The following is a 21,272-nucleotide window of genomic DNA, read 5'->3' on the forward strand; positions in this document are numbered from 1 at the left end:
CGCGTGCGGGCGCACTGACGCACGCGCTACAACAGGGCTACTCCCCTGCTTGCCGGCCCTTCGGGTTGGCCCTTTGAGCCGCCTCGTTGGGCGGCTTCTTTTTTAATCATGGGCAGGCCGCTCAGGCGCCGCCGCAATGCGGAGCCTGGCGCTACAGCGCCAGGCTTTGCACGAGCGCCGGCAGCGTGGCCACGAGCAGCACCAACGCCATGCCCAGGTTGAACAGCAACGCATAGCGGGGGTGCATCAGCAGACGGCGAAACGTCGCGCCGCCAACGGCCCAGATGCCGACGCACGGCACGGAGACCAACAGCAGGATCACGGCCGCGAGGAGGACGTTCTGAGCGTGATGCTCAGCTGGCACGTAAGTCGCCACGCCGCTGATGGTCACGGCCCAGGCCTTGGGATTGACCCACTGGAATGCCACCCCGCCGAAGACCCCCATGGGTGCGGTGTCGTCATCACGAACCTGCAACGGGCCACTGCTGGCGATCTTCCAGGCAAGCCAGAGGATGTAGGCTGCGCCGACGACACACAGCGCCACATCGAAGCCGGGTATGGCCGACAGCAGCGTGCCGAGGCCCAGCCCCAGTGCGGCCAGGAGCAGGCCGACGCCGACGGAAATGCCCGCCACCAGCGGCATCGCACGCCATACCCCGACACGCGCACCGGCCAGCAGGACCATCGCATTGTTCGGGCCTGGCGTGCCGGTCATCACCACGCAGAAGAGCAGAAACGAGAGAAGCACGCTGGTATCGGTCATTGGCTGGGTCATGTCCACCTGGATTTCGATTGCACAATTTTATTGCCTTTAGCGCGCAACTCGATTGCAATTCATTGATGCATCAGCTGATGAAACACAAGATATGACCAATATCGATCGAATAGACCAACGTATATTGCACGAGCTTTCCAGAGACGCCCGCCAGACCAACGTGAAGCTGGCCGAACAGGTGGGGCTGTCGCCCTCCGCCTGCCTGAGACGTGTGCAGGAACTGGAGCGCAGCGGCGTGATCACCGGCTACAAGGCGGTGATCGACAGGTCGCGACTCGGCATCGGCTGCGTGGTCTATCTCACGGTGGGGCTGTCCAAGCACACCAAGGCCAGCCTCGAAGCGTTCGAACGGGCCATTGCCGAGGCACCCGAGGTCGTGGAGTGCCACACCATCACCGGCGCGGTTGAATACCTGCTACGCGTCGAGGTGGCCGACATCGGCGCCTACAAGGACTTCCACACCAACGTGCTGGGCACCCTGCCCCACGTCTCGTCCATCACCAGTCATATCGTGATGGACAGCAGCAAGAGCACCCGCTCCTGACGCGGCTTTAGCAACACGCGGGTTCATGCGCCATCCGCAGCCGCGCGTCTAGACTCTGGAGTCCATGCTGCAACCGTGGACATTCAGGATGAACAGCAAGAACACCATCTGCCTCTGGTACGACCGCGACGCGCTGGAGGCAGCCACCTTCTATGCCGAGACCTTTCCCGACAGCGCCGTGCTGGCCGTGCACCACGCCCCCGGCGACTACCCCTCCGGCCAGCAGGGCGATGTGCTGACGGTGAGGTTCGACGTCATGGGTATCCCCTGCCTGGGACTCAACGGCGGCCCGCTGTTCCGCCACAACGAGGCCTTCTCGTTCCAGGTGGCGACCGACGATCAGGCCGAAACCGATCGCCTGTGGCAGGCGATCATCGACAACGGCGGTCAGGCCAGCGAGTGCGGCTGGTGCAAGGACAGGTGGGGGATATCCTGGCAGATCACCCCGCGCATCCTCACGGCCGCCATCGGCAGCCCGGACCGTGCGGCGGCCCGGCGTGCCTTCGAGGCGATGATGACCATGAGCAAGATCGACATCGCCAGGATAGAGGCCGCGTTGCAAGGCTGAACGATGGGGGAATCAGCCGCGCGCGTTCTTCCGCTGCAGGATAGTCGAGGCGTCGTTGTAGGCAGCCTGGAAGGCGTCGCTGCCGATCCAGGTCACGGCGGCCTCTTCGTCTTCGTCGTGGAAGGCTGCACGATAGGCGATCAGCAGGCCCATCATGAAATCGGTCGCGTCATCCTGCGCCTCTTCGGCAACCACCAGTTCCAGCACCGGGTATTGCAGGAACACCAGGCACAGTGCGAGCAGGCTGATGCCCTCGGCCGCTGCCATCGCCTGGAACAGGTCGTCGAAATGCGCCGGGTCGAAACCGTTTTCCTTGATGTCGGCGAAGTCGAAGGTGCTCAGGTCGATCTCCACATCATCGAACGGCTCATCGATCTGCGCGTTGGCCAGCAACGGATGGATGGGATGACTCTTCGGCTTGCCCATGCGGTTCTGCTTGGCCTTGGCCTTGGCCCGCTGGGCGCGTTTCTTCTGCTTGTCTGGGGAGGCCATGGGGCGTATTCCTCGTTCGGGGCAGCCATGTGCATGGCTCGAAATGATCAGGCGCGCATTGTATGCAGTCTTGCTCACGGGCTGTGGGTGAATTTGCCGTTGCAGGATCGCGGCGGGAGCGGCCCGTGACCGCCATCGAGTAGAAGGACAACGCCATGATCGACCATGAACGCCTGCGTCAGGACGGCTACGTGCTGCTGCGCCAGGCCGTGCCGGCGGATGGGCTGGACGCGCTGCGCGGCCTGTTCGATGCCCGCGTCAGACCTTCGGATCAGTGGCCCGTGCCGCGAGGTGCGGACTGGCGCCACGCTCAGCTCGACGATGATGCGCAGGTCCTGGACATCTGCCGCCTGCCGCTGCTTCTGGCGGGGGTGAGTGCGTTGATTGGCGAGCGTTTCTTCATCGCCCAGGTGGAAGGCCGCGAACCCCTGGCAGGCGGTGGCCATCAGCAACTGCATCGCGATCTGTCACAGCAACGCCCGGGCGACATCGCCAATGCCCTGGTGTACCTCGACGACTACGGCCAGGACAACGGCGCCACCCGCATCGTGCCCGGCAGCCATCGGATGCAGCCGGGAGCGCCGCCATTCGACAGCAATGACGAATCCCTCGCCGTGCAGCTCTGCGGGTTGGCCGGTGACATCCTGCTGTTCGATGTCGACCTGATTCACGCGGGCAGCCTGAACCCGAGCGGCGCACGTCGCCGCTCGCTCCTGATCAGCTACTTCGCCGAGGCACTGCATGCCTCGTACCTGCACACCCGGCACCTGCGCGGAATTCGCCTGGACACCGGCGAGCGCTTCGACCCTGCGGATCATCTGCCGAGCGCCGGCTAGCCTGTGCGAAGGCCAGCCGGGCCGAAACCTGTTACGGGCTCAGCTGGCGCTGCAGCGCCTGTTGGGCGCGCTCGGCAGCTTCGACGGTGACGCGCTCCCCCAGCACCTCGCTCAGCTGCCGTAACTGTGCGGCACTGACACCGATGTTCATGCTCATGCGCATGTGCGCCTGCAGTTGCGCCTCGGCGCCGGGCAGTGCCGCGAGCATGCTCAGGGTCGCCAGTTCACGGCTCTGCCAGTCGAGGTTGTCACGTTCGAAGATGGCACCGAACAGGTGAGCGCGCAGGTACTCGTTGGCTACCGGGGCGAAGTCGAACAACGGCCCCTCGACCACTGCTCCGGCCAGCCTGGTCTGGTTGGCCGTGCCGGCAGCCAGCAGCGCATCGCCCTTGGGCACGGGCTGACTCGGCTCGCGCCCGAGCGCATCTTCGATGCCCCTGGCCTTGCGTGCCTCGACGACCCTCATCAGCTCGGACAGCGCATTGAGACTGCGCGGAAAACCCGCATAGGCGTAGAGCTGTACCAGCACCTCGCGGGCGTCGCAGATGCTCACGCCGAGGTCGAGGCCCTGTTCGAGGGCGCCGTTGAGCCTCGCGATATCACCGGCGGCAGCGAACGCTGCAATCGGCACGATGGCCTGCTGACGTGAATCGAGGGTTGCGCGGCTGCTGGCGGGTTGCTCCGGGTTCTCCTCGGCGATGGCGCTGCGCGCCAGTTCGCCGAGGCCCAGAACGACGCCGAGTGCAGCGATGGCCAGGCCCGATCTAGTCCCGATGCGTTTGGCCATACTGCTCATCGCTCACTTTCTCCAGCCAGTTGACGTTCTTGCCGTCCAGGGTCGCGGTGATCGCCATATGGGTCATCGCCGTGTCCGGAGCCGCGCCGTGCCAGTGCTTGACGCCTGGCGGACACCAGACCACGTCGCCGGGGCGGATTACCCGGATCGGCTTGCCCCATTCCTGGGTCAGGCCGACGCCGGCGGTAACCAGCAGACGCTGACCGGCCGGATGGGTATGCCAGGCCGAACGTGCGCCGGGCTCGAAGGTAACCAGCGCACCGGAGGTATTGATGTGCTCATCGGCCGGCCAGATCGGGTCGATCCGCGCACGGCCGGTGAAGAACCGCTCCGGGCCGGCGATCGAGGCCTGAGCGCCGGCACGGACAATCTGCTGCTCGCCCCCGCCCGTTTCTGCAGCACCGGCTGGGCCGGTCTGCAGGGCCGCGACGCAAAGCGCCGCGGTGAAGATCTGCTTGTTCATGCGGATCACATCTCCTTGAGTCAACGTGCGGTGTAACCCCTGTCGGCCGACGGGCTCCCCGTCAGCCGGCGGTTGGTCATTGCAGGGCGTCGTGGAAGAACACCTGCAGCTGGTCGAAAGGAATCACATCGGTACGGTCGTACAGGTCGACGTGATTGCTGCCGGGCACCACCTGCAGCGTCTTCGGCTCGCTGGCAGCGGCGTAGATGTCCTCGCTGTAGAAGCGCGAATGGGCATGCTCGCCGACGATCAGCAGCAGCGGCCGTGGCGAGATCCACTGCAGCTTGTCCAGCAGCGGGAAGTTCATGAAGCCCTGTGCCGAGGTCTGGGTGAACTGGGTGCTGGAATTGGCGTGATAGCCGCGTGGCCGTGAATAGAATTCGCCGAACTCGCGGCCTATCGGGTGCGTATCGGCATCGATCTGCAACGGTGCTCCGCGCTCGCCCAGCGTCGCCCGCCCGCTGGCGAACTCGCTCCAGCGCTGCTCGGCCAGGGCCTGCAGCGTCGCCCTGCGTGCGGCTTCGTCCAGACTGCCGGCAAAGCCCTCGGCATGCAGGCGCGAGATGTCGTACAGACTCACGGTGGCCACGGCCTTGATGCGCGGGTCGACCTGCGCGGCACTGAGGCCGAAGCCACCGGAGCCACAGATGCCGATCACGCCGATGGCGTCACGTGCGATGCCAGCCTGGTTGCCGAGAAAGTCGACACCCGCGTGGAAATCCTCGACGAACAGCTCAGGCGACGACAGACGCCGCGGCGAACCGCCGGATTCACCATTGTGCGAGGCATCGAAGGTCAGTGCCACGAAACCGCGCTGGGCCAGCTCGTTGGCGTACACGCCCGGCCCCTGCTCCTTCACCCCGCCATAAGGCGCGCCGATGATCAGCGCCGGCCAGTCGTCACGACTGTGGAAGTCAGCGGGCAGGTAGAGGTCGCCGGCCAGCTCGATGCCGAAGCGATTGCGATAGCTGACCGGGTGGCGGCGCACCTGCTCACTCAACGCGAAAATGTAGTTGCCCATGAGAGGCTCCTGTTTGAGGGGAAGGGAATGACGGCGGCTCAGTCCTTTTTCACCGGGCCGGCGAGGAACTCGGCGTCCGTCACCGGCGCCAGCCAGTCGACCGGCTTGCCATCGAGCAACTCGTTGATCGCGATGTGCTGCATGGCGCTGCTGTCGGTTGCACCGTGCCAGTGGCGGCGGCCGCAGTTGCACCAGATCAGGTCACCGGGGCGAATCTCGGTCTTCGGCCCACCCTCGCACTGCGTCCAGCCCACGCCATCGGTCACCAGCAGCACCTGACCCAGCGGATGGGTATGCCAGTTGGTCCGCGCACCCGGTTCGAAATTGACCACCGCGACGCCAACCCGCGCAGGAGCCGGCGCGTTGAAGATGCGATCGATGCGCACACGCCCGGTGAACCACTCGGCCGGGCCGACGATGGCCTGGCTCGACCCTGCGCGGTGAACCTGCATGTCGGCACTGGCCAGATCGCTGTCACTCATGTCGGTCACCTCATTCGTTGCTCGAGGAGACAAAGGTAGCGACGGCAGATTGATTCGTGTATACGCAAAATAATTAACTCGGTATGAAGCAGTACTTAACAATGTTCACGGGCGGCATGGATGATCTGGTGGTTTTCATCGCGGTGGCACGGGAGCGCAACTTCACCCGCGCCGCCGCGCGCCTCGGCGTCTCGCCTTCGGCAGTCAGCCAGACCATACGCGGCCTGGAGGAGCGCCTAGGGGTGCGCCTGCTGACGCGCACGACCCGCAGCGTCACGCGCACCGAAGCGGGAGAGAAGCTGCTGCTCGAGATCGCGCCGCTGCTCGAGCGCATCGACGCGCACCTGAGCGCCATCTCCGACCTGCGCCAGCACCCGTCCGGTACGGTGCGCATCACCGCCGACGAGTTCGCTGCCCGCCACGTCGTCTGGCCCAAGCTGGCGACGCTGCTGGAGACCTACCCGGACGTGGTGGTGGAGTTGATCACCGACTACGGACTCACCGACATCGTTGCCGAACGCTTCGATGCCGGCATACGCCTGGGCGGCATCATCGACGCGGACATGATCGCCGTTCCCATCGGTCCCGAGATGCGCATGGTCACCGTGGCCACCCCTGGTTATCTGGCGCGGTACGGTACCCCGCGCCGTCCGGAGGAGCTGACCGCGCATCGCTGCATCAACCTGCGCCTGCCCACGCACGGCGGCCTCTACTCCTGGGAGTTCGGCAGCGGCGAGAACGAATTCCGCGTACGTGTCGGCGGCCCGCTGATCATGAACAGCGTGCTGCAGATCCTCGATGCCTGCCTGGCCGGCGTCGGCCTGGCGCAGCTACCGGATACCCAGGTACGGCCCTATCTGGACAGCGGAGCGCTGACCGAAGTACTCGGGGCATGGTCCGACAGCTTCCCTGGCTATCACCTGTACTACCCGAGCCGGCGCCAGCAGACGGCCGCCTTCCGCGTGGTGCTGGATGCACTGCGCGACTGGCAGGCGCCAGGTTGACGAGACGTTCTGCATGCTCGGCAGGCAGGCCGAGCGTGGCGACGGATCGCCTTCTCGCACGCCATTGCCTTAACATGTGGCGGGTCAACCGCCATCGCATCGATGGCCAGGAGTCTCGTCCGTGAGTCGACGCAGTGCTGAACGTGACTGGGTCCGGCATAGCCAGATGCCGGGAAGGATCGAACGCATCGAGGCGTATTTCAGCGGCCACGGCTACGATCCGCACCGCCACGACACCTACGCCATCGGCCGCACGCTGTCCGGCGTGCAGAGCTTTCGCTATCGCCGCGCCATGCGCCACAGCCTGCCTGGCGGCACGCTGGTGCTGCACCCCGACGAGGTGCACGATGGCATGGCCGGCACCGACGAAGGCTTTCGCTACCGCATGCTCTACATCGACCCGGTGCTGATCCAGCGGGTGCTCGGTGGTCGGCCCCTGCCCTTCATCGCCGGCGGCCTCTCCGACGACATCCGTCTGCGCCACGCCAGCGAGTCCTTCCTGCAGACCATGGACCATGCGTTCGAAACGCTGGAGGAAGACGACGCCATCTATGACCTGGCCCACGCGCTGCAAGCCGTGGCCGGCCAGCGTCGCGGCCGCCGCGCCTTCGACTACGTCGCAGCGGAGCGCGCCCGTGCCTACATCCATGCCCACCTCGACACGAACATCGCCCTGGACGACCTGGAACACGCCAGCGGCCGGGATCGCTGGAGCCTGTCACGGGACTTCCGCGCCCTGTTCGGTACCAGCCCCTACCGCTACGTCACCCTGCGTCGCCTCGACCATTGCCGCGCGCTGATGCATGCCGGCGTGGCACTGGCCGATGCCGCACTGATCGCCGGCTTCTTCGACCAGAGCCACATGACACGCCACTTCATCCGCGCCTTCGGCCTGTCACCGGCACGCTGGCTCGGCATGCTCAAGCTGTAGGATCGTACAAGAAGCCTCCGCGGCGCCTCGCTAGGCTGGTGACAACCAGAACGAGGAGCCCCCGCATGACCCAGCAATCCCCTACCCCGGCCACCCAAGCGATCAACCTGCAGCAGAAGCTGGCGCTGATCGACGAACACTGGTCGCCCAGAGTGGTCGCCGAGATGAACGACTACCAGTTCAAGGTGGTCCGCATCGAAGGTGACTTCATCTGGCACTCGCATGCCGACACCGACGAAGCCTTCTTCGTCCTCGAAGGCCAGCTGCGTATCGACTTTCGCGATGGCCACGTGCTGCTGCAAGCCGGCGAACTCTACGTGGTGCCCCGCGGCGTCGAGCACAAGCCCTACGCCGCGCAGGAGGTGAAGATGATGCTCATCGAACCCCGTGGCGTGCTCAACACCGGCGAAGAAGGTGGCGAGCGCACGGCGCAGAACGATCGCTGGATCTGAAGCGAGCCCGCCACCCGCGCAGAGCCCCTGCTGGCTCTGCGCCCTGGCTCTAGCGCTCCGGCATCTGCTCGTAGCGCCTCTGGATACGGGCGAGCTCTCCCGACAGGCGCAGCTGCTCCAGGGCATCGGCCCAGGCGCTGACCAGGGCATCGTCGCTGTCCCGGCTGAAGGCGATGTACAACGACGAGCGATACAGCTCGACGGGGATCTGCCGCAGCGCATCGGTGGCGATGTTCAGTTGCCGGCGGTAGTACGCCACGCCGGCATCGGTGTCCCCCGCTATCACCTCGGTGCGCCCCGCCAGCAGCATGCGGTAGAGCTGATAGCTCTCCGCCGCACTCCTGTCCAGGTTGGTGAACCCCAGCGACTGCAACACATCGGGAACCAGGCCGGCATGCCGGGTGGTGACACGTGGCGCCTGCAGCAGTTGCTCCAGGGTGTCTATCGGCTGTGACGCATCGGCCCGTTGATAGGGATGGATGGACTCTTCGAGGATCGGCCCCACCCACTTGTACAGCGGCTCGCGCTCGCGGGTGCGAAACAGCGAATACATGATCGTGCGCGGTTGGCTCTGCAGCGTGCGCGTGGTGCGCATGCTGGGCAGCAGGGTGATCTCGAAGTCATCACCGGTCAGCGCCATGATCGCCCGCACGATCTCCGTGGCCATGCCCGTGAGCCGGCCATTTTCCCGATAGTTGTAGGGCGCCCACTCTTCGGTGATCACTCGATACGCATCCGCGCGGGCCAGCGGGCTCAGGAGCAGACAAAGCAGGGCTGCGGTGAGTATCGAACGCTTCAAATGGTCTGCCTGGTGAAAAAGTTGTCGCGAGCCGGAGACTTGCCGGATTGAAAAGTCAGACAAGCATAGACGCGAAGCATTGCACCCTGCCGGGCACATTTCGCCAAACCTGCATGCATCCGAGGTCGCTCATGGCCAGACCTGAAGGTTAAAGTTAGGCTTAATCGGACGACCTTTCAGAGTGGCGGGACAGAGATGAAGATTGGTGAACTGGCGACGCGCACGGGGCTTGCAGCCTCGCGTATCCGCTTCTACGAGAGCATCGGCCTGCTCAAGCTGGTGGAGCGTCAGGCGAACGGCTATCGCAGCTACCCGGAAGAAGCCGTGCTGGTGCTCAACCTGATCACCACCGCCCAGCAGGCCGGCTTCAGCCTCGACGAGCTGCGCAGCCTGCTGCCGCAGGACCTGTCGCAATGGGAGCATGGCAAGCTGCTCGACACCCTGCTGGGCAAGGTCCGCGACATCGAAGCGCTGGAGCAGCGGCTCGCTCAGAGCAAGACGCACCTGCTCGCGCTGATCCATGAGATCGAGAGCAAACCCGGTGACCTGGACTGTGCAGCCAACGCCAAGCGGGTGCTGTCGAAGATGAATCTGGGGGAGATTAACGAGCCGGGCAAACGCGTGAAGAGGTAGGCAGGCAGCCGATTCGCTGACGAGCCGGCCACCCAGGGTCAAGCGGCTCGAACGCTGTTTTTTCAGGGTTGCAAAAATACTGTTCCGGGATGAAATGGGCCATTGACATTAAAGTGAACTTTAACGTTAAGGTCACCTCACGCTCAGCCGAGGATGCCCCCCATGAATCTGTTCGACAGTCTCACCCTGCCCAATGGCTCGACCCTTCCCAACCGCATCGCCAAGGCAGCGATGGAAGAAAACATGGCGGACGCCGACCACGCGCCGTCCGAACCGCTGCTGCGCCTGTATGAGGCCTGGGCAGAGGGCGGCAGCGGCCTGCTGATCAGCGGCAACGTGATGGTCGACAGGCGCGCCATGACCGGGCCGGGTGGCGTGGTGCTGGAGGATGAGCAGCAGCTGGCCCGCTTCCAGCGCTGGGCCCGCATTGGCCGCGCCAAGGGGGCGCAGTTCTGGCTGCAGATCAATCACCCTGGCCGGCAGATGCAGGCCAACCTGGGCCAACCGACCTGGGCGCCCTCGGCGGTGCCGCTGGAGCTGGGCAACCTGTCGAAGCGCTTCGCCACGCCACAGGCGATGACCGAGGCGGTGATCGAGGACGTGATCGAGCGCTTCGCCCGCACCGCGCGCCTGGCTGAACAGGCGGGTTTCACCGGGGTGGAAGTTCACGCCGCCCATGGCTACCTGCTCAACCAGTTCCTCTCGCCCCTGACCAACCAGCGCAGCGACCAGTGGGGCGGCTCGCTGGAAAACCGCGCACGCCTGCTGCTGGAGATCGTCAAGGCAGTGCGCGGCGTGGTCTCACCCGGCTTCGCCGTGGCGGTCAAGCTCAACTCGGCGGACTTCCAGCGCGGCGGCTTCAGTGCCGACGACGCACAACAGGTGGTGCGCCTGCTCAACGAGCTGGACGTGGACCTGGTCGAACTGTCCGGCGGCAGCTACGAGGCCCCGGCCATGCAGGGCCAGGCGCGCGATGGGCGCACCCTGGCGCGTGAGGCCTACTTCCTCGAATTCGCCCGCGAGATTCGCGCGGTGGCGCGCATGCCGGTCATGGTCACCGGTGGCATCCGTCGCGCACCGATCGCCCAGGACGTGCTGGCCAGTGGCATCGAGATGGTCGGCATCGGCACCGCGCTGGCCATCGAGCCGAACCTGCCGCGCGACTGGCAACTCGGCCTGGGCAGCGCCCCGCAACTGCCGCCGATCACCTGGAAGAACAAGGTGCTGGCCTCGCTGGCGAACATGGCAGTGGTGAAATACCAGCTGCACAAGCTCAGCCAGGGCCGAGACAGCCAGCCCGGCGTGTCGCCGCTGTGGGCGCTGTTGACGCAGCAGGTGAAGGACATCTTCCGGACTCGCCAGTACCGGCGCTGGATGACGCAGCGCGCGGCAGGCCGGGATCAGAACGTCAGCACTTCGCCATCCTGAAGTATCAGCGCGCGACCAATCTGCGGCGCCTGTTCAAGGCGCTGACCGGCTTGACGCCCGCGCAAAATCGCCAGCAATACGGGCGTGCCTGACCCCGCATGCCACGGCCACGCGCCGGCGCCGAGTGCCCCATGACAACGAAAAATCCGTTTCGCTCGTTGCATGGATGCAACAGTCCTTTGCCAGATCGACGGTTTAATTAGCTTGCTAACGAAGCGTATAAACGGAATGCGACATTTCGCCGCATCCGTATTTCGAGGAGACAAGCATGAACGTGATCGTGCACGAGCGTGACAGCGAACATCTTTCCCGTGAAGCCCGCGCCATGGGAGCCGTGGTCTGGGATGTGATCCAGAATGGAGAGCTGGTCGGCATCTTCCCCTCGCAGGACGAAGCCGACGCCTACCGCAGATCGCTGGAAGAGGCACAGCCACAAGGATGATCCGAGGCTGCTGCCGTTTTCGTGAAAAACGGCAGCAGCCTTCCCGCTTCGCAGCGCCCTTGTCGGCCCTGAACCGACACCTCGGGCCCTTCCGCACCTGGCGACAGCCATCCACGGTGCGACCGCCCATCCGATTTTTTCCCCAGCGCAACCCTCTCGTCCGGGCGCGTCGCCCCCCACCAAACCCTGGCCAATCCGGCGCCGAACGCCCTGAATCTCGCAGCTGCCCCGCAGCAGCCAGTCCGCCGCTGCACCGCCAGCGCCGGGCCTTGCCTACACCGGCTGACTATCTGCCATGAAGCACGGCGCAAACGGCCTGCACATGTCATGAACTGGTCTAGTCTCACCCTCAGGAAAGTGGAGTTCCGGAGTTATGGCATGTCTGAAAACAGGTTCGACCCATCTCCCGTCATTCTCATCGTCGATGACCAGTCCAGCGACCTGCAGATCCTGCAAGCGGCGGTCAACGAGCTGGCACAGGTGCATATCGCCCATGATGGGCGCATGGCGCTGGAGATCGCTCGATTCTGCCGGCCAGACGTGATCCTGCTGGATATCGAGATGCCCGGCATGAGCGGTTTCGAGCTGTGCCGCCTGATCAAGGCCGACGCCAAGCTGTGCGATGCCGCCATCCTGTTCGTCACCGCGCACACCCAGACGGAGAACGAAGTGGCGGCGCTGGAGCAAGGCGCCATCGACTTCATCCAGAAACCGCTGAGCATTCCCGTGGTGCGTGCCCATGTCCGTGCGCACCTCAACCTGCGGACGGAAGCCAAGCGGCTGGCCTACTTCGATGCGCTGACCAACCTGCCCAATCGCATGCTGCTGCGTGACCGCGCCGAGCAGATGCTGCAGAAAGCACGGCGCAGCGGCAGCCGTCTTGCCCTGCTGTTGCTGGACCTGGACAACTTCAAGGGCATCAACGATACCCTGGGCCACTCGACGGGCGACCTGATTCTCAAGGAGGTCAGCGCACGCCTGACCGAGGTGTCGCGCTACCTGGACACCGTCAGCCGCCAGGGCGGTGACGAATTCGTCATCCTGGTCACCGATATCCAGCGCTCGGAGGTGATCAGCGACTACGTGGAGCGCTTGCTGGAAGTCATCGCGATGCCGATGAACATCGAAGGCAGTCGCTTCGACCTGTCCGCCTGCATCGGCGTGAGCGTGTTTCCGGATGACGGCGACGATCTCGAATCCCTCTATCGCCAGGCCGATGCCGCGATGTACCAGGCCAAGCAGGAGGGTCGCAACCGCTATCGCTTCTTCTCCCAGAGTATCGAGAGCGATGCCAGAGCCCGCCACCTGCTCGAAAGCCATATGCGCAGCGCGCTGGAGTCGGGGGTCTTCGAAGTCTTCTACCAGCTTCGCTTCGATGTCAGTCGTCAGCAGAGTTGCGGCATGGAGGCGCTGATCCGCTGGCGCCGAGCCAACGGCGAACTGGTCTCCCCTGCCGATTTCATCCCGCTGGCGGAAGAAACCGGCCTGATCGTACCGATCGGCAAGCAGGTCCTCCACCAGGCCTGCCACGACGCCAGGCTGCTGCTCGACCAGGGCAAGCGCCTGTGCGTCGGGGTCAACATCTCGGTGGTGCAGTTCCGCGAGGAGTCCTTCCTCGACATGATCAAGGAAGTGCTCAACGACACCGGCCTGCCAGCGGAACTGCTGGAACTGGAGATCACCGAAGGGGTGCTGGCGCGCGACATGGACCAGACCCGGGCCCTGCTCGACGAGCTCAAGCACATGGGCGTGCGCATCGCCATCGACGACTTCGGCACCGGCTATTCGAGCCTGTCCTACCTCAAGCGCCTGCCGATCGATGTGCTGAAGATCGATCAGAGCTTCGTGCGCGACATGCTGACGGATCGCAGCGATGCTGCGATCATCGAGGCCATCGTGCGCATGGGCCAGGCACTGCACCTGGAGCTGGTCGCCGAGGGCGTGGAGTGCAGCGAACAGTCGCAGCAACTGCTCGCACTGGGCTGCGAGTTGATGCAGGGTTACCTCTACTGCCGCCCCATGCCCTTCGAGCAACTGCGCAAGAGCCTGGATCTGGTACCGGCACTCGAGCACAACTGATCACCTCGCAGAAAAGAAGAAACCACATTGAGACTGATCGTCCTGCTGACTTTCGCAACGGGCATGGCCGCTACCGCGCTGGTGGCCGGTTGGGTACAACAGACCAACGAAAAACAGGCCCGGGATGAACTTGCCGAAGCCACGGAACGCGCTGCGGACGTCGTCACCAAGCGCATCGAGCTCTATCAGTACGGCTTGCGCGGAGCACGCGGGGCCGTGCTGGCCAGCGGTGACGGCGGCATCACCCGCAAACGCTTCATCAGCTACAGCAAGACGCGTGACGTTGATCGCGAGTTTCCCGGCGCCCGTGGTTTCGGCTTCATCCGGCGGGTGCCGGCAGCGGAACAGGAGCGCTTCATCGCCCAGGCCCGCGCCGACGACATGCCCGGTTTCGAGATTCGCCAGCTGACGCCACACGATGGCGAGCGTTTCATCATCCAGTACATCGAGCCGGTCGAGCAGAATCTCCCCGCCGTCGGCCTGGACATCGCCTCGGAAAACAACCGCCGCAGCGCAGCGCTCGCCGCACTGACCAGCGGCGAGGTGCGTATCACCGGGCCCATCACCCTGGTGCAGGCGACCGGCAATCCCCTGCAATCCTTCCTTATCCTGCTGCCGATCTATCGCGGTGCCGTCACCCCGGACAGCGTCGAGGAGCGCATGGCCAAGGGCATCGGTTGGAGCTACGCCCCGCTGCTGACCGAAGAGGTCCTGCAAGGCCTGAAACTGAGCAACGACGGCTTGCAGTTGCAACTGAGCGACGTCACCGACGCCGGGCATGTCGTCGATTTCTACGCCAGCGAAGCCAGCGACGATGCCCCTGTCATCGCTCGACACGCGGTATCACGGCATATCTACGGGCGCGACTGGCAGGTCGAACTGCTGGCCCACCCCGGTTTCGTCGCCGGCCTGCACCAGGCCTCGCCGCGCCTGGTGATGCTGGTCGGCAGCCTGGTCAGCCTGCTGCTGGCGAGCCTCGCCGGCGTGCTGCTGGTCAATCGCCAGCGCCATCGGCAGATCCTCGCCGAACAGGCACGCTCCGCCGCGATCGTGGAAAGCTCCAGCGACGGCATCATCGGTCAGTCACTCGATGGCACGGTGATCAGCTGGAACCACGGCGCAGAACGGATCTTCGGCTACACCGCGCACGAGGCCATCGGCCATACGCTGATCGAACTGATCGTGCCCGAAGCCCTTTTTCAGGAAGAGCGGAACATCCTCGCCAACGTTGCGGCGAGCAAGCCGATCGGCAACTTCGATACGCAACGGCACCGCAAGGACGGCAGCCTGGTAGACGTTTCCGCTTCGATCTCCCCGCTGATCGATGCCAGTGGCGTCTTGACCGGCCTGTCGAAGACCGTGCGCGACATCTCGGCGCAGAAAGCCGCCGAGGCACGCATTCTCGAACTCAACGCCAGCCTCGAAGAACAGGTGGGCAAGCGCACCCAGGAGCTGAGCGAGCTCAACCTGCTGCTGAACAACGTACTGGAGTCGGCCTCCGAGGTGTCGATCATCGCCACCGACCTGGAAGGCACCATCCGCGTGTTCAATCGCGGCGCGGAACGCCTGCTGGGCTACAGCGCCGAGGAGATGATCGGCAAGCAGAAGCCGGCGGTGTTCCACCTGCCCGAGGAGGTGGAGGCGCGCAGCCGCGAACTGAGCGAGGAATACGGCCAGCCGATCAGCGGTTTTCGCGTCTTCGTGCACAAGTCGGAGCTGGAGGGCGCGGAGAGCCGCGAGTGGTCCTATATCCGCAAGGACGGTTCCAGGCTTGCCGTGACGCTGATGGTGACCGCCATGCGCGACACCAGCGGACAGCTGACCGGCTACCTGGGCATCGCGCTCGACCTCTCCGAAGAACAGCGGCTGCGCCGCGAAGCGCTCGCCGCGCGGGATCAGGTGGCGATGGCAGCCGAGGTGGCCGAGCTGGGCATCTGGTCCTGGACCCCGGGCGATGACCAGCTGCAGTGGAACGAGCGGATGTTCGAGCTCTACGACTACCCACTGTCGCAGCGCGAACAAGGCCTCAGCTATGGGCACTGGCAGGCACGCATCCACCCGGAGGATCGCGCCGCCATGGAGGCCAGCCTGCAGGAGGCCCTCGCCCGGGTTTCGACCTTCGACGTGGTGTTCCGCATCGTCAGGCCCGATGGCCAGGTGTTGCATATCCAGGCCGGCGCCCACGTCGAGTACGACGCCATGGGCAGGCCGGCGAAGGTGACGGGTATCAACCGCGACATCACCGCCCAGCTGCAGCTCGAATCACGCCTGCGCCACGCCAAGGAACAGGCCGATGCCGCCAGCGCGGCGAAAAGCGCCTTCCTGGCCAACATGAGCCACGAGATTCGCACGCCCATGAACGCCGTACTGGGCATGCTGCAGCTGGTGCAGGCGACCGAGCTCAACCCGCGCCAGCTCGACTACATCCTCAAGGCCCAGGGAGCGGCTCACTCGCTGCTGGGCCTGCTCAACGACATTCTCGATTACTCGAAGATCGAGGTCGGCAAGCTGCAGCTGGACCTCCACGACTTCGAGCTGGAGCCCATGCTCAGCGACCTGGCGGTGGTACTGGCCGGCAATCAGGGCGACAAGGACATCGAGGTGATGTTCGATGTCGACACCTCGCTGCCGGACGTGCTCTGCGGCGACAGCCTGCGCCTGCAGCAGGTGCTGATCAACCTGTCCGGCAATGCGCTGAAGTTCACCGAATCCGGCCAGGTGGTCGTCAGCCTGCATCAGGTGGCGCGTTCGCCGCACCAGGTGCGCCTGCGGATCGCCGTCAGCGACACCGGCATCGGCATCAGCGAGGCACAGCTGCAGCGTATCTTCGACGGTTTCACCCAGGCCGAGGCATCGACCACCCGGCGCTACGGCGGCACCGGGCTGGGCCTGGTGATCTGCAAGCGCCTGGTGGAACTGATGGGCGGCGAGCTGCAGGTGGAGAGCCGCCAGGGTGAAGGCAGCCGCTTCTGGTTCGAGATCGAGCTTGGCATCGGCGCGCAGGCGAATCTGCTGGCCGAGCCGGCGGACCGGTCGGAGAGCCTGCGCCTGCTGATCGTCGATGACAACGCGCTGGCCCGGCAATTGTTGCAGCAGACGGCGCACAGCCTGGGCTGGCTGGCCGACACTGCGGTCGGCGGCCAGGAGGCGCTGGACCAGGTGCAGCGGGCCGAGCCGCCCTACGACATCGTGCTGATGGACTGGCGCATGCCGGGCATGGACGGCCTGGAAGCGGCCCAGCGCCTGCGGGCACAGGGGCGGAACGAACGCACACCGCCCACGGTGATCATGATCACCGCCCATGGCCGCGAGGTCCTGGCCGATCGCTACAGCGAGGCCGACGCCCCGTTCGCCGGCTTCCTCACCAAACCGGTGACCCCACGCCAGCTGATCGCCAGCATCCTCAGCGCACGTCATGGCGACAGCCGCGCCCTGCCCGTTCCGGGCTACAAGCTGGGCCAGCGCCTGCAGGGCCTGCGCCTGCTGGTAGTCGAGGACAACGCCCTCAACCGTCAGGTGGCGCGTGAACTGCTGATCGGCGAAGGTGCCGAGGTCAGCCTGGCGGAAGGTGGTCTGCAGGGCGTCGAACTGGCGCTGGGCAGCGAGCCGCCATTCGACGCCATTCTCATGGACATCCAGATGCCCGATATCGACGGGCTGGAAGCGACGCGGCGCATCCGCCAGCAGTCGGGTCAGCCGGCACAACCCATCATCGCCATGACCGCCAACGCGTCGAACAGCGACCGCGACTCCTGCCTCGCGGCCGGGATGAACGACCATGTGGGCAAGCCCATCGACATCGAAAAGCTGGTCGCCGTGATCCGCACCTGGTGCGGCCTCGACGACGCTGCCGCGAGCGACCCGCAGCCGCCGGGCAAAGTGGAAGGTGCCGAAGCCATCCTCAAGCGCTTCGGCGGCAACCTGAATCTGCTGCGCTCGATGCTGGTCCTGCTCCCGGACGAACTGAACAAGCAGCTGACGCAACTGGAGGCGCACCGGCAGGCACGAGACCTGCCGGCCATGCTCAAGGACCTGCATACCCTCAAGGGCACCTCCGGCACCATGGGCGCCATGGAGCTGTCCGCCCGATTCGCCGAGCTGGAACGGCGTTTCGCCCAGACCCCGGACAGCGCCTATGGCGACGATGACTGGCTGAGCGAGCTCAAGCAGTCGCTGCAGGAGAGCCACGCCCGTCTGCAGGCGATGTTCGCCATCCCCGAGGAGCCGGCCAGCCCAGCCGCGCCAGCAACCACTGGATTGTGGACGCAGGAGGTGGAAGCGCTTAAGGTACAACTCGATACGGGCAACCTTGCAGCGCTGGAGACCGTGCAGGCACTCGCTGCCCATGCACCGCAACATCTCGACAGCCTGTTCGATGCGCTGCGTCAGGCCGTGACCTCCCTTGACTTCGAGCGAGCCAAGCGATTGCTTCAAGATTTACAGCACTCTGCCATAGGGGATTGATTTGGAGCGCCTGAAACCGTTTTTCCATGGACGCCCAAAACTGCTGGTGGTCGATGACCAGCCAATCAACATCCGGGTTCTGCACGAGCTGTTTCGTCCCGAGTGCGATGTCTTCATGGCCACCCATGGCGAACAGGCACTGACCATCAGCCGTGAACTGCGCCCTGACCTGATCCTGCTCGACGTGGTCATGCCCGGCATGGACGGCTATGAAGTCTGTCGGCGCCTCAAGGCCAACCCCGAAACCAGCGAGATCCCGATCATCTTCGTCACCGGCAAGAGCCATGAGGACGATGAAGCCACGGGCTTCGAGCTCGGCGCGGTGGATTACATCCGCAAGCCCTTCAACGCGCTGGTGGTCCGCGCTCGCGTGATCAACCACCTGCGCCTGAAACTGCAGAGCGACTATCTGCGTCAGATGGCCCTGATCGACGGCCTGACCAGCATTCTCAACCGCCGTGGCTTCAACGAGCGCTTCGACGCGGCCAGAGCGCAGGCCCAGCGCGAGCAGAAGCCTCTGTCGCTGCTGATGATCGATGTCGACTACTTCAAGCGCTACAACGACCAGTACGGGCACCTGCGCGGCGATCAGTGCCTGCGTGACGTCGCCCAGGCGTTGGCCAACACCCTGAACCGTCCCTATGACCTCGTCGCGCGCTTCGGTGGCGAGGAATTCGCCGCCCTGCTGCCGGATACCGACGAAGCCGGCGCGCGCCAGGTAGCCGAACGCCTGCAGGAAGCCATCAAGCGCCTGGCCATCGAACACCGCAGTTCGGACGTGGCCACGGTCCTGACCCTGTCCATCGGCAGCGCGACCCTGCCGCCGAACGCTGGCGCCAGCGTGGAGCAGCACCTGAACTGGGCCGACGAGCAGCTATACAGGGCCAAGGCCGAGGGACGCGATCGCATCTGCAGCAAGACCTACACCTCGCCCGTGAGGATGATCAGCGAGGCCTGACAGGTGCCCAGGCCTCGCTCAGAGGTCCAGCACCAGGCTCTGCCGCTCTTCGCTGGCAGCCGGCACCGCGCAGCAGATCAACACGCTATCGCCCTCCGGCAGCTGTGCCGGCGGATTCGGGTAGTGCACCGCACCGCTGACCAGGCGCGTCTTGCAGGTACCGCAGGAACCGCCACGGCAACTGAACTCAGGCGTCAGCCCGCGGCTCTCCGCCAGTTCCAGCAGGCTGCCGCTGCCCGGTGTCCAACGGGCCTCCTTGGCCGAGGCGGTGAAGTACACCGGCACCGGCTCGCTCGCCGCAGGCGGCTGGGCCGCTTCACTGGCCCCTCCGGCCTGGCGGCGCGTCAGCGTCGAGGGGCCGAACGCCTCGGCATGGATGCGCTCATCGGCCACATTGAGGTCGCGCAAGCCGTCGTAGATCGTCTGAGTGAAGGCCGCCGGCCCGCACAGGTAGAAGTCGTAGTCATCGAACGACAGCGCGTGCTTGATCTGCTGCAGATCGATCCGCCCCTGTTGTTCGTAGTCACGTCCCAGCTCGGCACCGGCCTCAGGCGCGCTCAATGCGCGGTGAACGTGCAACAGCCCCTTGCCACGTTGCTGCAGTTCACGCAGTTCGGTCTGGAACGGCAGGTCGCGCAGGCAACGTGCGCCCTGGAAGAAATGGATGCGCTTGCCCTGCTCCAGAGCCACCTGCTCGCGCAGCATCGACAGCAGTGGCGTGATGCCGACACCGGCACCGATCAGCACCACGGGACGGGGGCTGGCGCTATCGAGAGTGAAACTGCCCAGCGGTGGCCGTACCTCGAGCAGATCGCCAACCCGGACCTGCTCGTGCAGGTGCCTGGAAACCTGGCCCTGTGCCTTGACGCTGATACGCAGGTGAGCATCCGATGGCGCGCTGGACAGGCTGTAGGTGCGCAGCAGCTGCTGCCCGTCGGCGCGGGTGATCCGGATCGGCAGATGCTGGCCCGCGGCGAAGCGTGGCGCATCGCCCAGTTCGGGTGCCAGCACCAGTGAGCGGATATCGGCGCTCTCCTGCTGCACGCTGCTTACGCGCCAGCGCTGCCAGGCGTTGCGCTGCTCGCGCTCGCGCAGCCGTGCGTCGGCCTGCGCCCAGGTGCCGGTCATCAGGCTGGTCGGTGCGTAGGCTTCGAACGCCCAGCGCAGCGACGCCGCCGCAGGACGCAGGACCACCTGCTCGACATCGAAGGTCCACAGCCGTTCGGCACCCTCGAACAGCCTGATCAGCGGGCTGTCGAGAATGATCTCGGCACGCCCGGCCAGCTGCAGCACGTCACCGCTGCTGAAATCGACGAACAGCAGACCGGCCCGCGGGTTGACGCTGAGGTTGCCCAGAGTGTTGAAGTGCAGGTTGCCGGCGTAGTCCGGGATGGTCAGGCGATTGCCCTGCACGCGCACGAAACCGGCGCGCCCGCCACGGTGCGAAACGTCCACCGAGCGCCGGCCATCGTCGTGTTCGACGTAACTGGCCACGAAGAAGGTATCGGCGCTGGCGATCATCGCGGCGCTGCGCGCATCCAGCTCGTGCGCATCCAGGCGCTCGCTGGCCCGCCCCTCGGGCACCCGCTGGTAGTGGCGCAGCTGGATGTACTGCGGGCAGTTGCCGAAGGAATGCTCCACGCCGATCTCCAGGCGCTGCGCCGAGGCCCGCTGGATATGCCCGTTGATACGGTTGCGCCGCCGCGTGTGCAGCTCGATGCCGAGCAGGCCGATGGCCTCGCCGGCAGCAAGGCCGGCGGTGGCCGGGTCGAGTGGATCGAGCGCCATGGCGTCGAGATCGAACGACAGGCTGCGTGGATCGGGCGAGGTGACGAAGCCCTCCTCGCCCTCGATCAGGGTCGCCCAGGGCTGGCCCGAGCCATCGACGGCGGCGGCGATCATGAAGGGCAACTGGTGATAGAACTCGCGATGCTGATCCGGCATGTAGTCGCGAATAACCTTCTGCCCGAGCACTTCCATGCGCTCGGCGACGCCCACCTTCTCCTGCAATTGCCTTTCACCTGCATGCCAGGGCGAGTGCCGGTGACTGGGGAGCTGTTGCATGTTGCGCCCTCCTTCAGAGGTGCTGCCGGTAACCCGGCAGC

20 protein-coding genes are annotated in these 21,272 nt (G+C 65.3%); 12 read left to right on the plus strand and 8 right to left on the minus strand.

Features of this window, described 5'->3' with window-relative positions; all coding sequences use genetic code 11:
• Positions 1 to 151: 151 nt before the first annotated feature.
• On the minus strand, positions 152 to 763 hold the full coding sequence (locus tag JLK41_RS14305; protein ID WP_210389197.1) for a LysE family translocator: 612 nt from the start codon (positions 761 to 763) through the stop codon (positions 152 to 154).
• Between the two features lie 103 nt (positions 764 to 866).
• Here JLK41_RS14305 and JLK41_RS14310 point away from each other — a divergent pair, with 103 nt between their 5' ends.
• Positions 867 to 1,319, plus strand: coding sequence for an Lrp/AsnC family transcriptional regulator (locus JLK41_RS14310; protein ID WP_037047941.1), 453 nt, complete (start codon positions 867 to 869; stop codon positions 1,317 to 1,319).
• Positions 1,320 to 1,407: 88 nt separating this feature from the next.
• Positions 1,408 to 1,887, plus strand: a complete 480-nt coding sequence (locus JLK41_RS14315; RefSeq protein ID WP_037047943.1) for a VOC family protein — start codon at positions 1,408 to 1,410, stop codon at positions 1,885 to 1,887.
• Positions 1,888 to 1,899: 12 nt separating this feature from the next.
• Here JLK41_RS14315 and JLK41_RS14320 read toward each other — a convergent pair whose 3' ends face one another.
• On the minus strand, positions 1,900 to 2,379 hold the full coding sequence (locus JLK41_RS14320) for a hypothetical protein (protein ID WP_037047946.1): 480 nt from the start codon (positions 2,377 to 2,379) through the stop codon (positions 1,900 to 1,902).
• 155 nt (positions 2,380 to 2,534) lie between these two features.
• Between JLK41_RS14320 and JLK41_RS14325 the strand changes: the two genes are divergently transcribed.
• Positions 2,535 to 3,215 carry a phytanoyl-CoA dioxygenase family protein gene (locus tag JLK41_RS14325; protein WP_210389198.1) on the plus strand — a complete coding sequence of 227 codons (681 nt, stop codon included), beginning with the start codon at positions 2,535 to 2,537 and terminating at the stop codon, positions 3,213 to 3,215.
• Positions 3,216 to 3,246: 31 nt separating this feature from the next.
• Here the strand turns inward: JLK41_RS14325 and JLK41_RS14330 are convergent, their stop codons facing one another.
• From JLK41_RS14330 to JLK41_RS14345, 4 genes are all read right to left on the minus strand, one after another.
• Positions 3,247 to 4,011 (minus strand): carboxymuconolactone decarboxylase family protein, encoded by a 765-nt coding sequence (locus JLK41_RS14330; RefSeq protein WP_210389199.1) that lies wholly within the window; start codon positions 4,009 to 4,011, stop codon positions 3,247 to 3,249.
• A complete protein-coding gene (locus tag JLK41_RS14335; protein ID WP_210389200.1) occupies positions 3,980 to 4,474 on the minus strand; it encodes a (R)-mandelonitrile lyase in 495 nt (164 codons plus the stop codon). The genes JLK41_RS14330 and JLK41_RS14335 overlap by 32 nt, the downstream gene beginning before the upstream one ends.
• A gap of 76 nt (positions 4,475 to 4,550) precedes the next feature.
• Entirely contained in the window at positions 4,551 to 5,495 is a 945-nt protein-coding gene (locus JLK41_RS14340) for an alpha/beta hydrolase (protein ID WP_210389201.1), read from the minus strand.
• Between the two features lie 38 nt (positions 5,496 to 5,533).
• The gene (locus JLK41_RS14345) at positions 5,534 to 5,977 is read right to left on the minus strand and encodes a (R)-mandelonitrile lyase (protein WP_210389202.1); all 444 of its coding nucleotides are present in this window, start codon (positions 5,975 to 5,977) and stop codon (positions 5,534 to 5,536) included.
• A 101-nt stretch (positions 5,978 to 6,078) separates the two neighbouring features.
• Here JLK41_RS14345 and JLK41_RS14350 point away from each other — a divergent pair, with 101 nt between their 5' ends.
• The 3 genes from JLK41_RS14350 (at position 6,079) to JLK41_RS14360 (ending at position 8,364) form a co-directional block, all read left to right on the plus strand.
• Positions 6,079 to 6,981 carry a LysR family transcriptional regulator gene (locus tag JLK41_RS14350; RefSeq protein WP_210389203.1) on the plus strand — a complete coding sequence of 301 codons (903 nt, stop codon included), beginning with the start codon at positions 6,079 to 6,081 and terminating at the stop codon, positions 6,979 to 6,981.
• A 121-nt stretch (positions 6,982 to 7,102) separates the two neighbouring features.
• Positions 7,103 to 7,912, plus strand: a complete 810-nt coding sequence (locus JLK41_RS14355; protein WP_425321823.1) for an AraC family transcriptional regulator — start codon at positions 7,103 to 7,105, stop codon at positions 7,910 to 7,912.
• Positions 7,913 to 7,977: 65 nt separating this feature from the next.
• Entirely contained in the window at positions 7,978 to 8,364 is a 387-nt protein-coding gene (locus JLK41_RS14360) for a cupin domain-containing protein (protein WP_037047959.1), read from the plus strand.
• Between the two features lie 49 nt (positions 8,365 to 8,413).
• Here JLK41_RS14360 and JLK41_RS14365 read toward each other — a convergent pair whose 3' ends face one another.
• Entirely contained in the window at positions 8,414 to 9,163 is a 750-nt protein-coding gene (locus JLK41_RS14365; RefSeq protein ID WP_210389204.1) for a substrate-binding periplasmic protein, read from the minus strand.
• Between the two features lie 195 nt (positions 9,164 to 9,358).
• Between JLK41_RS14365 and JLK41_RS14370 the strand changes: the two genes are divergently transcribed.
• The 6 genes from JLK41_RS14370 (at position 9,359) to JLK41_RS14395 (ending at position 19,167) form a co-directional block, all read left to right on the plus strand.
• Positions 9,359 to 9,796 (plus strand): MerR family transcriptional regulator, encoded by a 438-nt coding sequence (locus tag JLK41_RS14370; protein WP_210389205.1) that lies wholly within the window; start codon positions 9,359 to 9,361, stop codon positions 9,794 to 9,796.
• Positions 9,797 to 9,958: 162 nt separating this feature from the next.
• Positions 9,959 to 11,224, plus strand: coding sequence for an NADH:flavin oxidoreductase/NADH oxidase family protein (locus JLK41_RS14375; RefSeq protein WP_210389206.1), 1,266 nt, complete (start codon positions 9,959 to 9,961; stop codon positions 11,222 to 11,224).
• 268 nt (positions 11,225 to 11,492) lie between these two features.
• Positions 11,493 to 11,666, plus strand: coding sequence for a hypothetical protein (locus tag JLK41_RS14380; RefSeq protein ID WP_167494343.1), 174 nt, complete (start codon positions 11,493 to 11,495; stop codon positions 11,664 to 11,666).
• 378 nt (positions 11,667 to 12,044) lie between these two features.
• Entirely contained in the window at positions 12,045 to 13,745 is a 1,701-nt protein-coding gene (locus JLK41_RS14385) for a putative bifunctional diguanylate cyclase/phosphodiesterase (RefSeq protein WP_210389207.1), read from the plus strand.
• 63 nt (positions 13,746 to 13,808) lie between these two features.
• Positions 13,809 to 18,209 carry a CHASE domain-containing protein gene (locus tag JLK41_RS14390; RefSeq protein ID WP_210391238.1) on the plus strand — a complete coding sequence of 1,467 codons (4,401 nt, stop codon included), beginning with the start codon at positions 13,809 to 13,811 and terminating at the stop codon, positions 18,207 to 18,209.
• Between the two features lies 1 nt (position 18,210).
• The gene (locus tag JLK41_RS14395; RefSeq protein WP_244976425.1) at positions 18,211 to 19,167 is read left to right on the plus strand and encodes a diguanylate cyclase domain-containing protein; all 957 of its coding nucleotides are present in this window, start codon (positions 18,211 to 18,213) and stop codon (positions 19,165 to 19,167) included.
• 18 nt (positions 19,168 to 19,185) lie between these two features.
• On the opposite strand, the gene JLK41_RS14400 is transcribed toward JLK41_RS14395, so the two are convergent.
• On the minus strand, positions 19,186 to 21,231 hold the full coding sequence (locus JLK41_RS14400) for a pyridoxamine 5'-phosphate oxidase family protein (RefSeq protein WP_210389208.1): 2,046 nt from the start codon (positions 21,229 to 21,231) through the stop codon (positions 19,186 to 19,188).
• Positions 21,232 to 21,272 lie beyond the last annotated feature (41 nt).

The organism is Ectopseudomonas khazarica (assembly GCF_017915135.1).
Classification (GTDB): Bacteria; Pseudomonadota; Gammaproteobacteria; order Pseudomonadales; family Pseudomonadaceae; genus Aquipseudomonas; species Aquipseudomonas khazarica.

What these genes read in the sequence shown, in the direction of transcription:
- JLK41_RS14360 (WP_037047959.1), top strand. Translation starts at nt 7,978, where the DNA reads ATGACCCAGCAATCCCCTACCCCGGCCACCCAAGCGATCAACCTGCAG.
- JLK41_RS14370 (WP_210389205.1), top strand. Translation starts at nt 9,359, where the DNA reads ATGAAGATTGGTGAACTGGCGACGCGCACGGGGCTTGCAGCCTCGCGT.
- JLK41_RS14380 (WP_167494343.1), top strand. Translation starts at nt 11,493, where the DNA reads ATGAACGTGATCGTGCACGAGCGTGACAGCGAACATCTTTCCCGTGAA.
- JLK41_RS14375 (WP_210389206.1), top strand. Translation starts at nt 9,959, where the DNA reads ATGAATCTGTTCGACAGTCTCACCCTGCCCAATGGCTCGACCCTTCCC.
- JLK41_RS14330 (WP_210389199.1), bottom strand. Translation starts at nt 4,011, where the DNA reads ATGAGCAGTATGGCCAAACGCATCGGGACTAGATCGGGCCTGGCCATC.
- JLK41_RS14385 (WP_210389207.1), top strand. Translation starts at nt 12,045, where the DNA reads ATGTCTGAAAACAGGTTCGACCCATCTCCCGTCATTCTCATCGTCGAT.
- JLK41_RS14400 (WP_210389208.1), bottom strand. Translation starts at nt 21,231, where the DNA reads ATGCAACAGCTCCCCAGTCACCGGCACTCGCCCTGGCATGCAGGTGAA.
- JLK41_RS14325 (WP_210389198.1), top strand. Translation starts at nt 2,535, where the DNA reads ATGATCGACCATGAACGCCTGCGTCAGGACGGCTACGTGCTGCTGCGC.
- JLK41_RS14340 (WP_210389201.1), bottom strand. Translation starts at nt 5,495, where the DNA reads ATGGGCAACTACATTTTCGCGTTGAGTGAGCAGGTGCGCCGCCACCCG.
- JLK41_RS14335 (WP_210389200.1), bottom strand. Translation starts at nt 4,474, where the DNA reads ATGAACAAGCAGATCTTCACCGCGGCGCTTTGCGTCGCGGCCCTGCAG.
- JLK41_RS14320 (WP_037047946.1), bottom strand. Translation starts at nt 2,379, where the DNA reads ATGGCCTCCCCAGACAAGCAGAAGAAACGCGCCCAGCGGGCCAAGGCC.
- JLK41_RS14315 (WP_037047943.1), top strand. Translation starts at nt 1,408, where the DNA reads ATGAACAGCAAGAACACCATCTGCCTCTGGTACGACCGCGACGCGCTG.
- JLK41_RS14350 (WP_210389203.1), top strand. Translation starts at nt 6,079, where the DNA reads ATGTTCACGGGCGGCATGGATGATCTGGTGGTTTTCATCGCGGTGGCA.
- JLK41_RS14310 (WP_037047941.1), top strand. Translation starts at nt 867, where the DNA reads ATGACCAATATCGATCGAATAGACCAACGTATATTGCACGAGCTTTCC.
- JLK41_RS14305 (WP_210389197.1), bottom strand. Translation starts at nt 763, where the DNA reads ATGACCGATACCAGCGTGCTTCTCTCGTTTCTGCTCTTCTGCGTGGTG.
- JLK41_RS14345 (WP_210389202.1), bottom strand. Translation starts at nt 5,977, where the DNA reads ATGAGTGACAGCGATCTGGCCAGTGCCGACATGCAGGTTCACCGCGCA.
- JLK41_RS14390 (WP_210391238.1), top strand. Translation starts at nt 13,809, where the DNA reads ATGGCCGCTACCGCGCTGGTGGCCGGTTGGGTACAACAGACCAACGAA.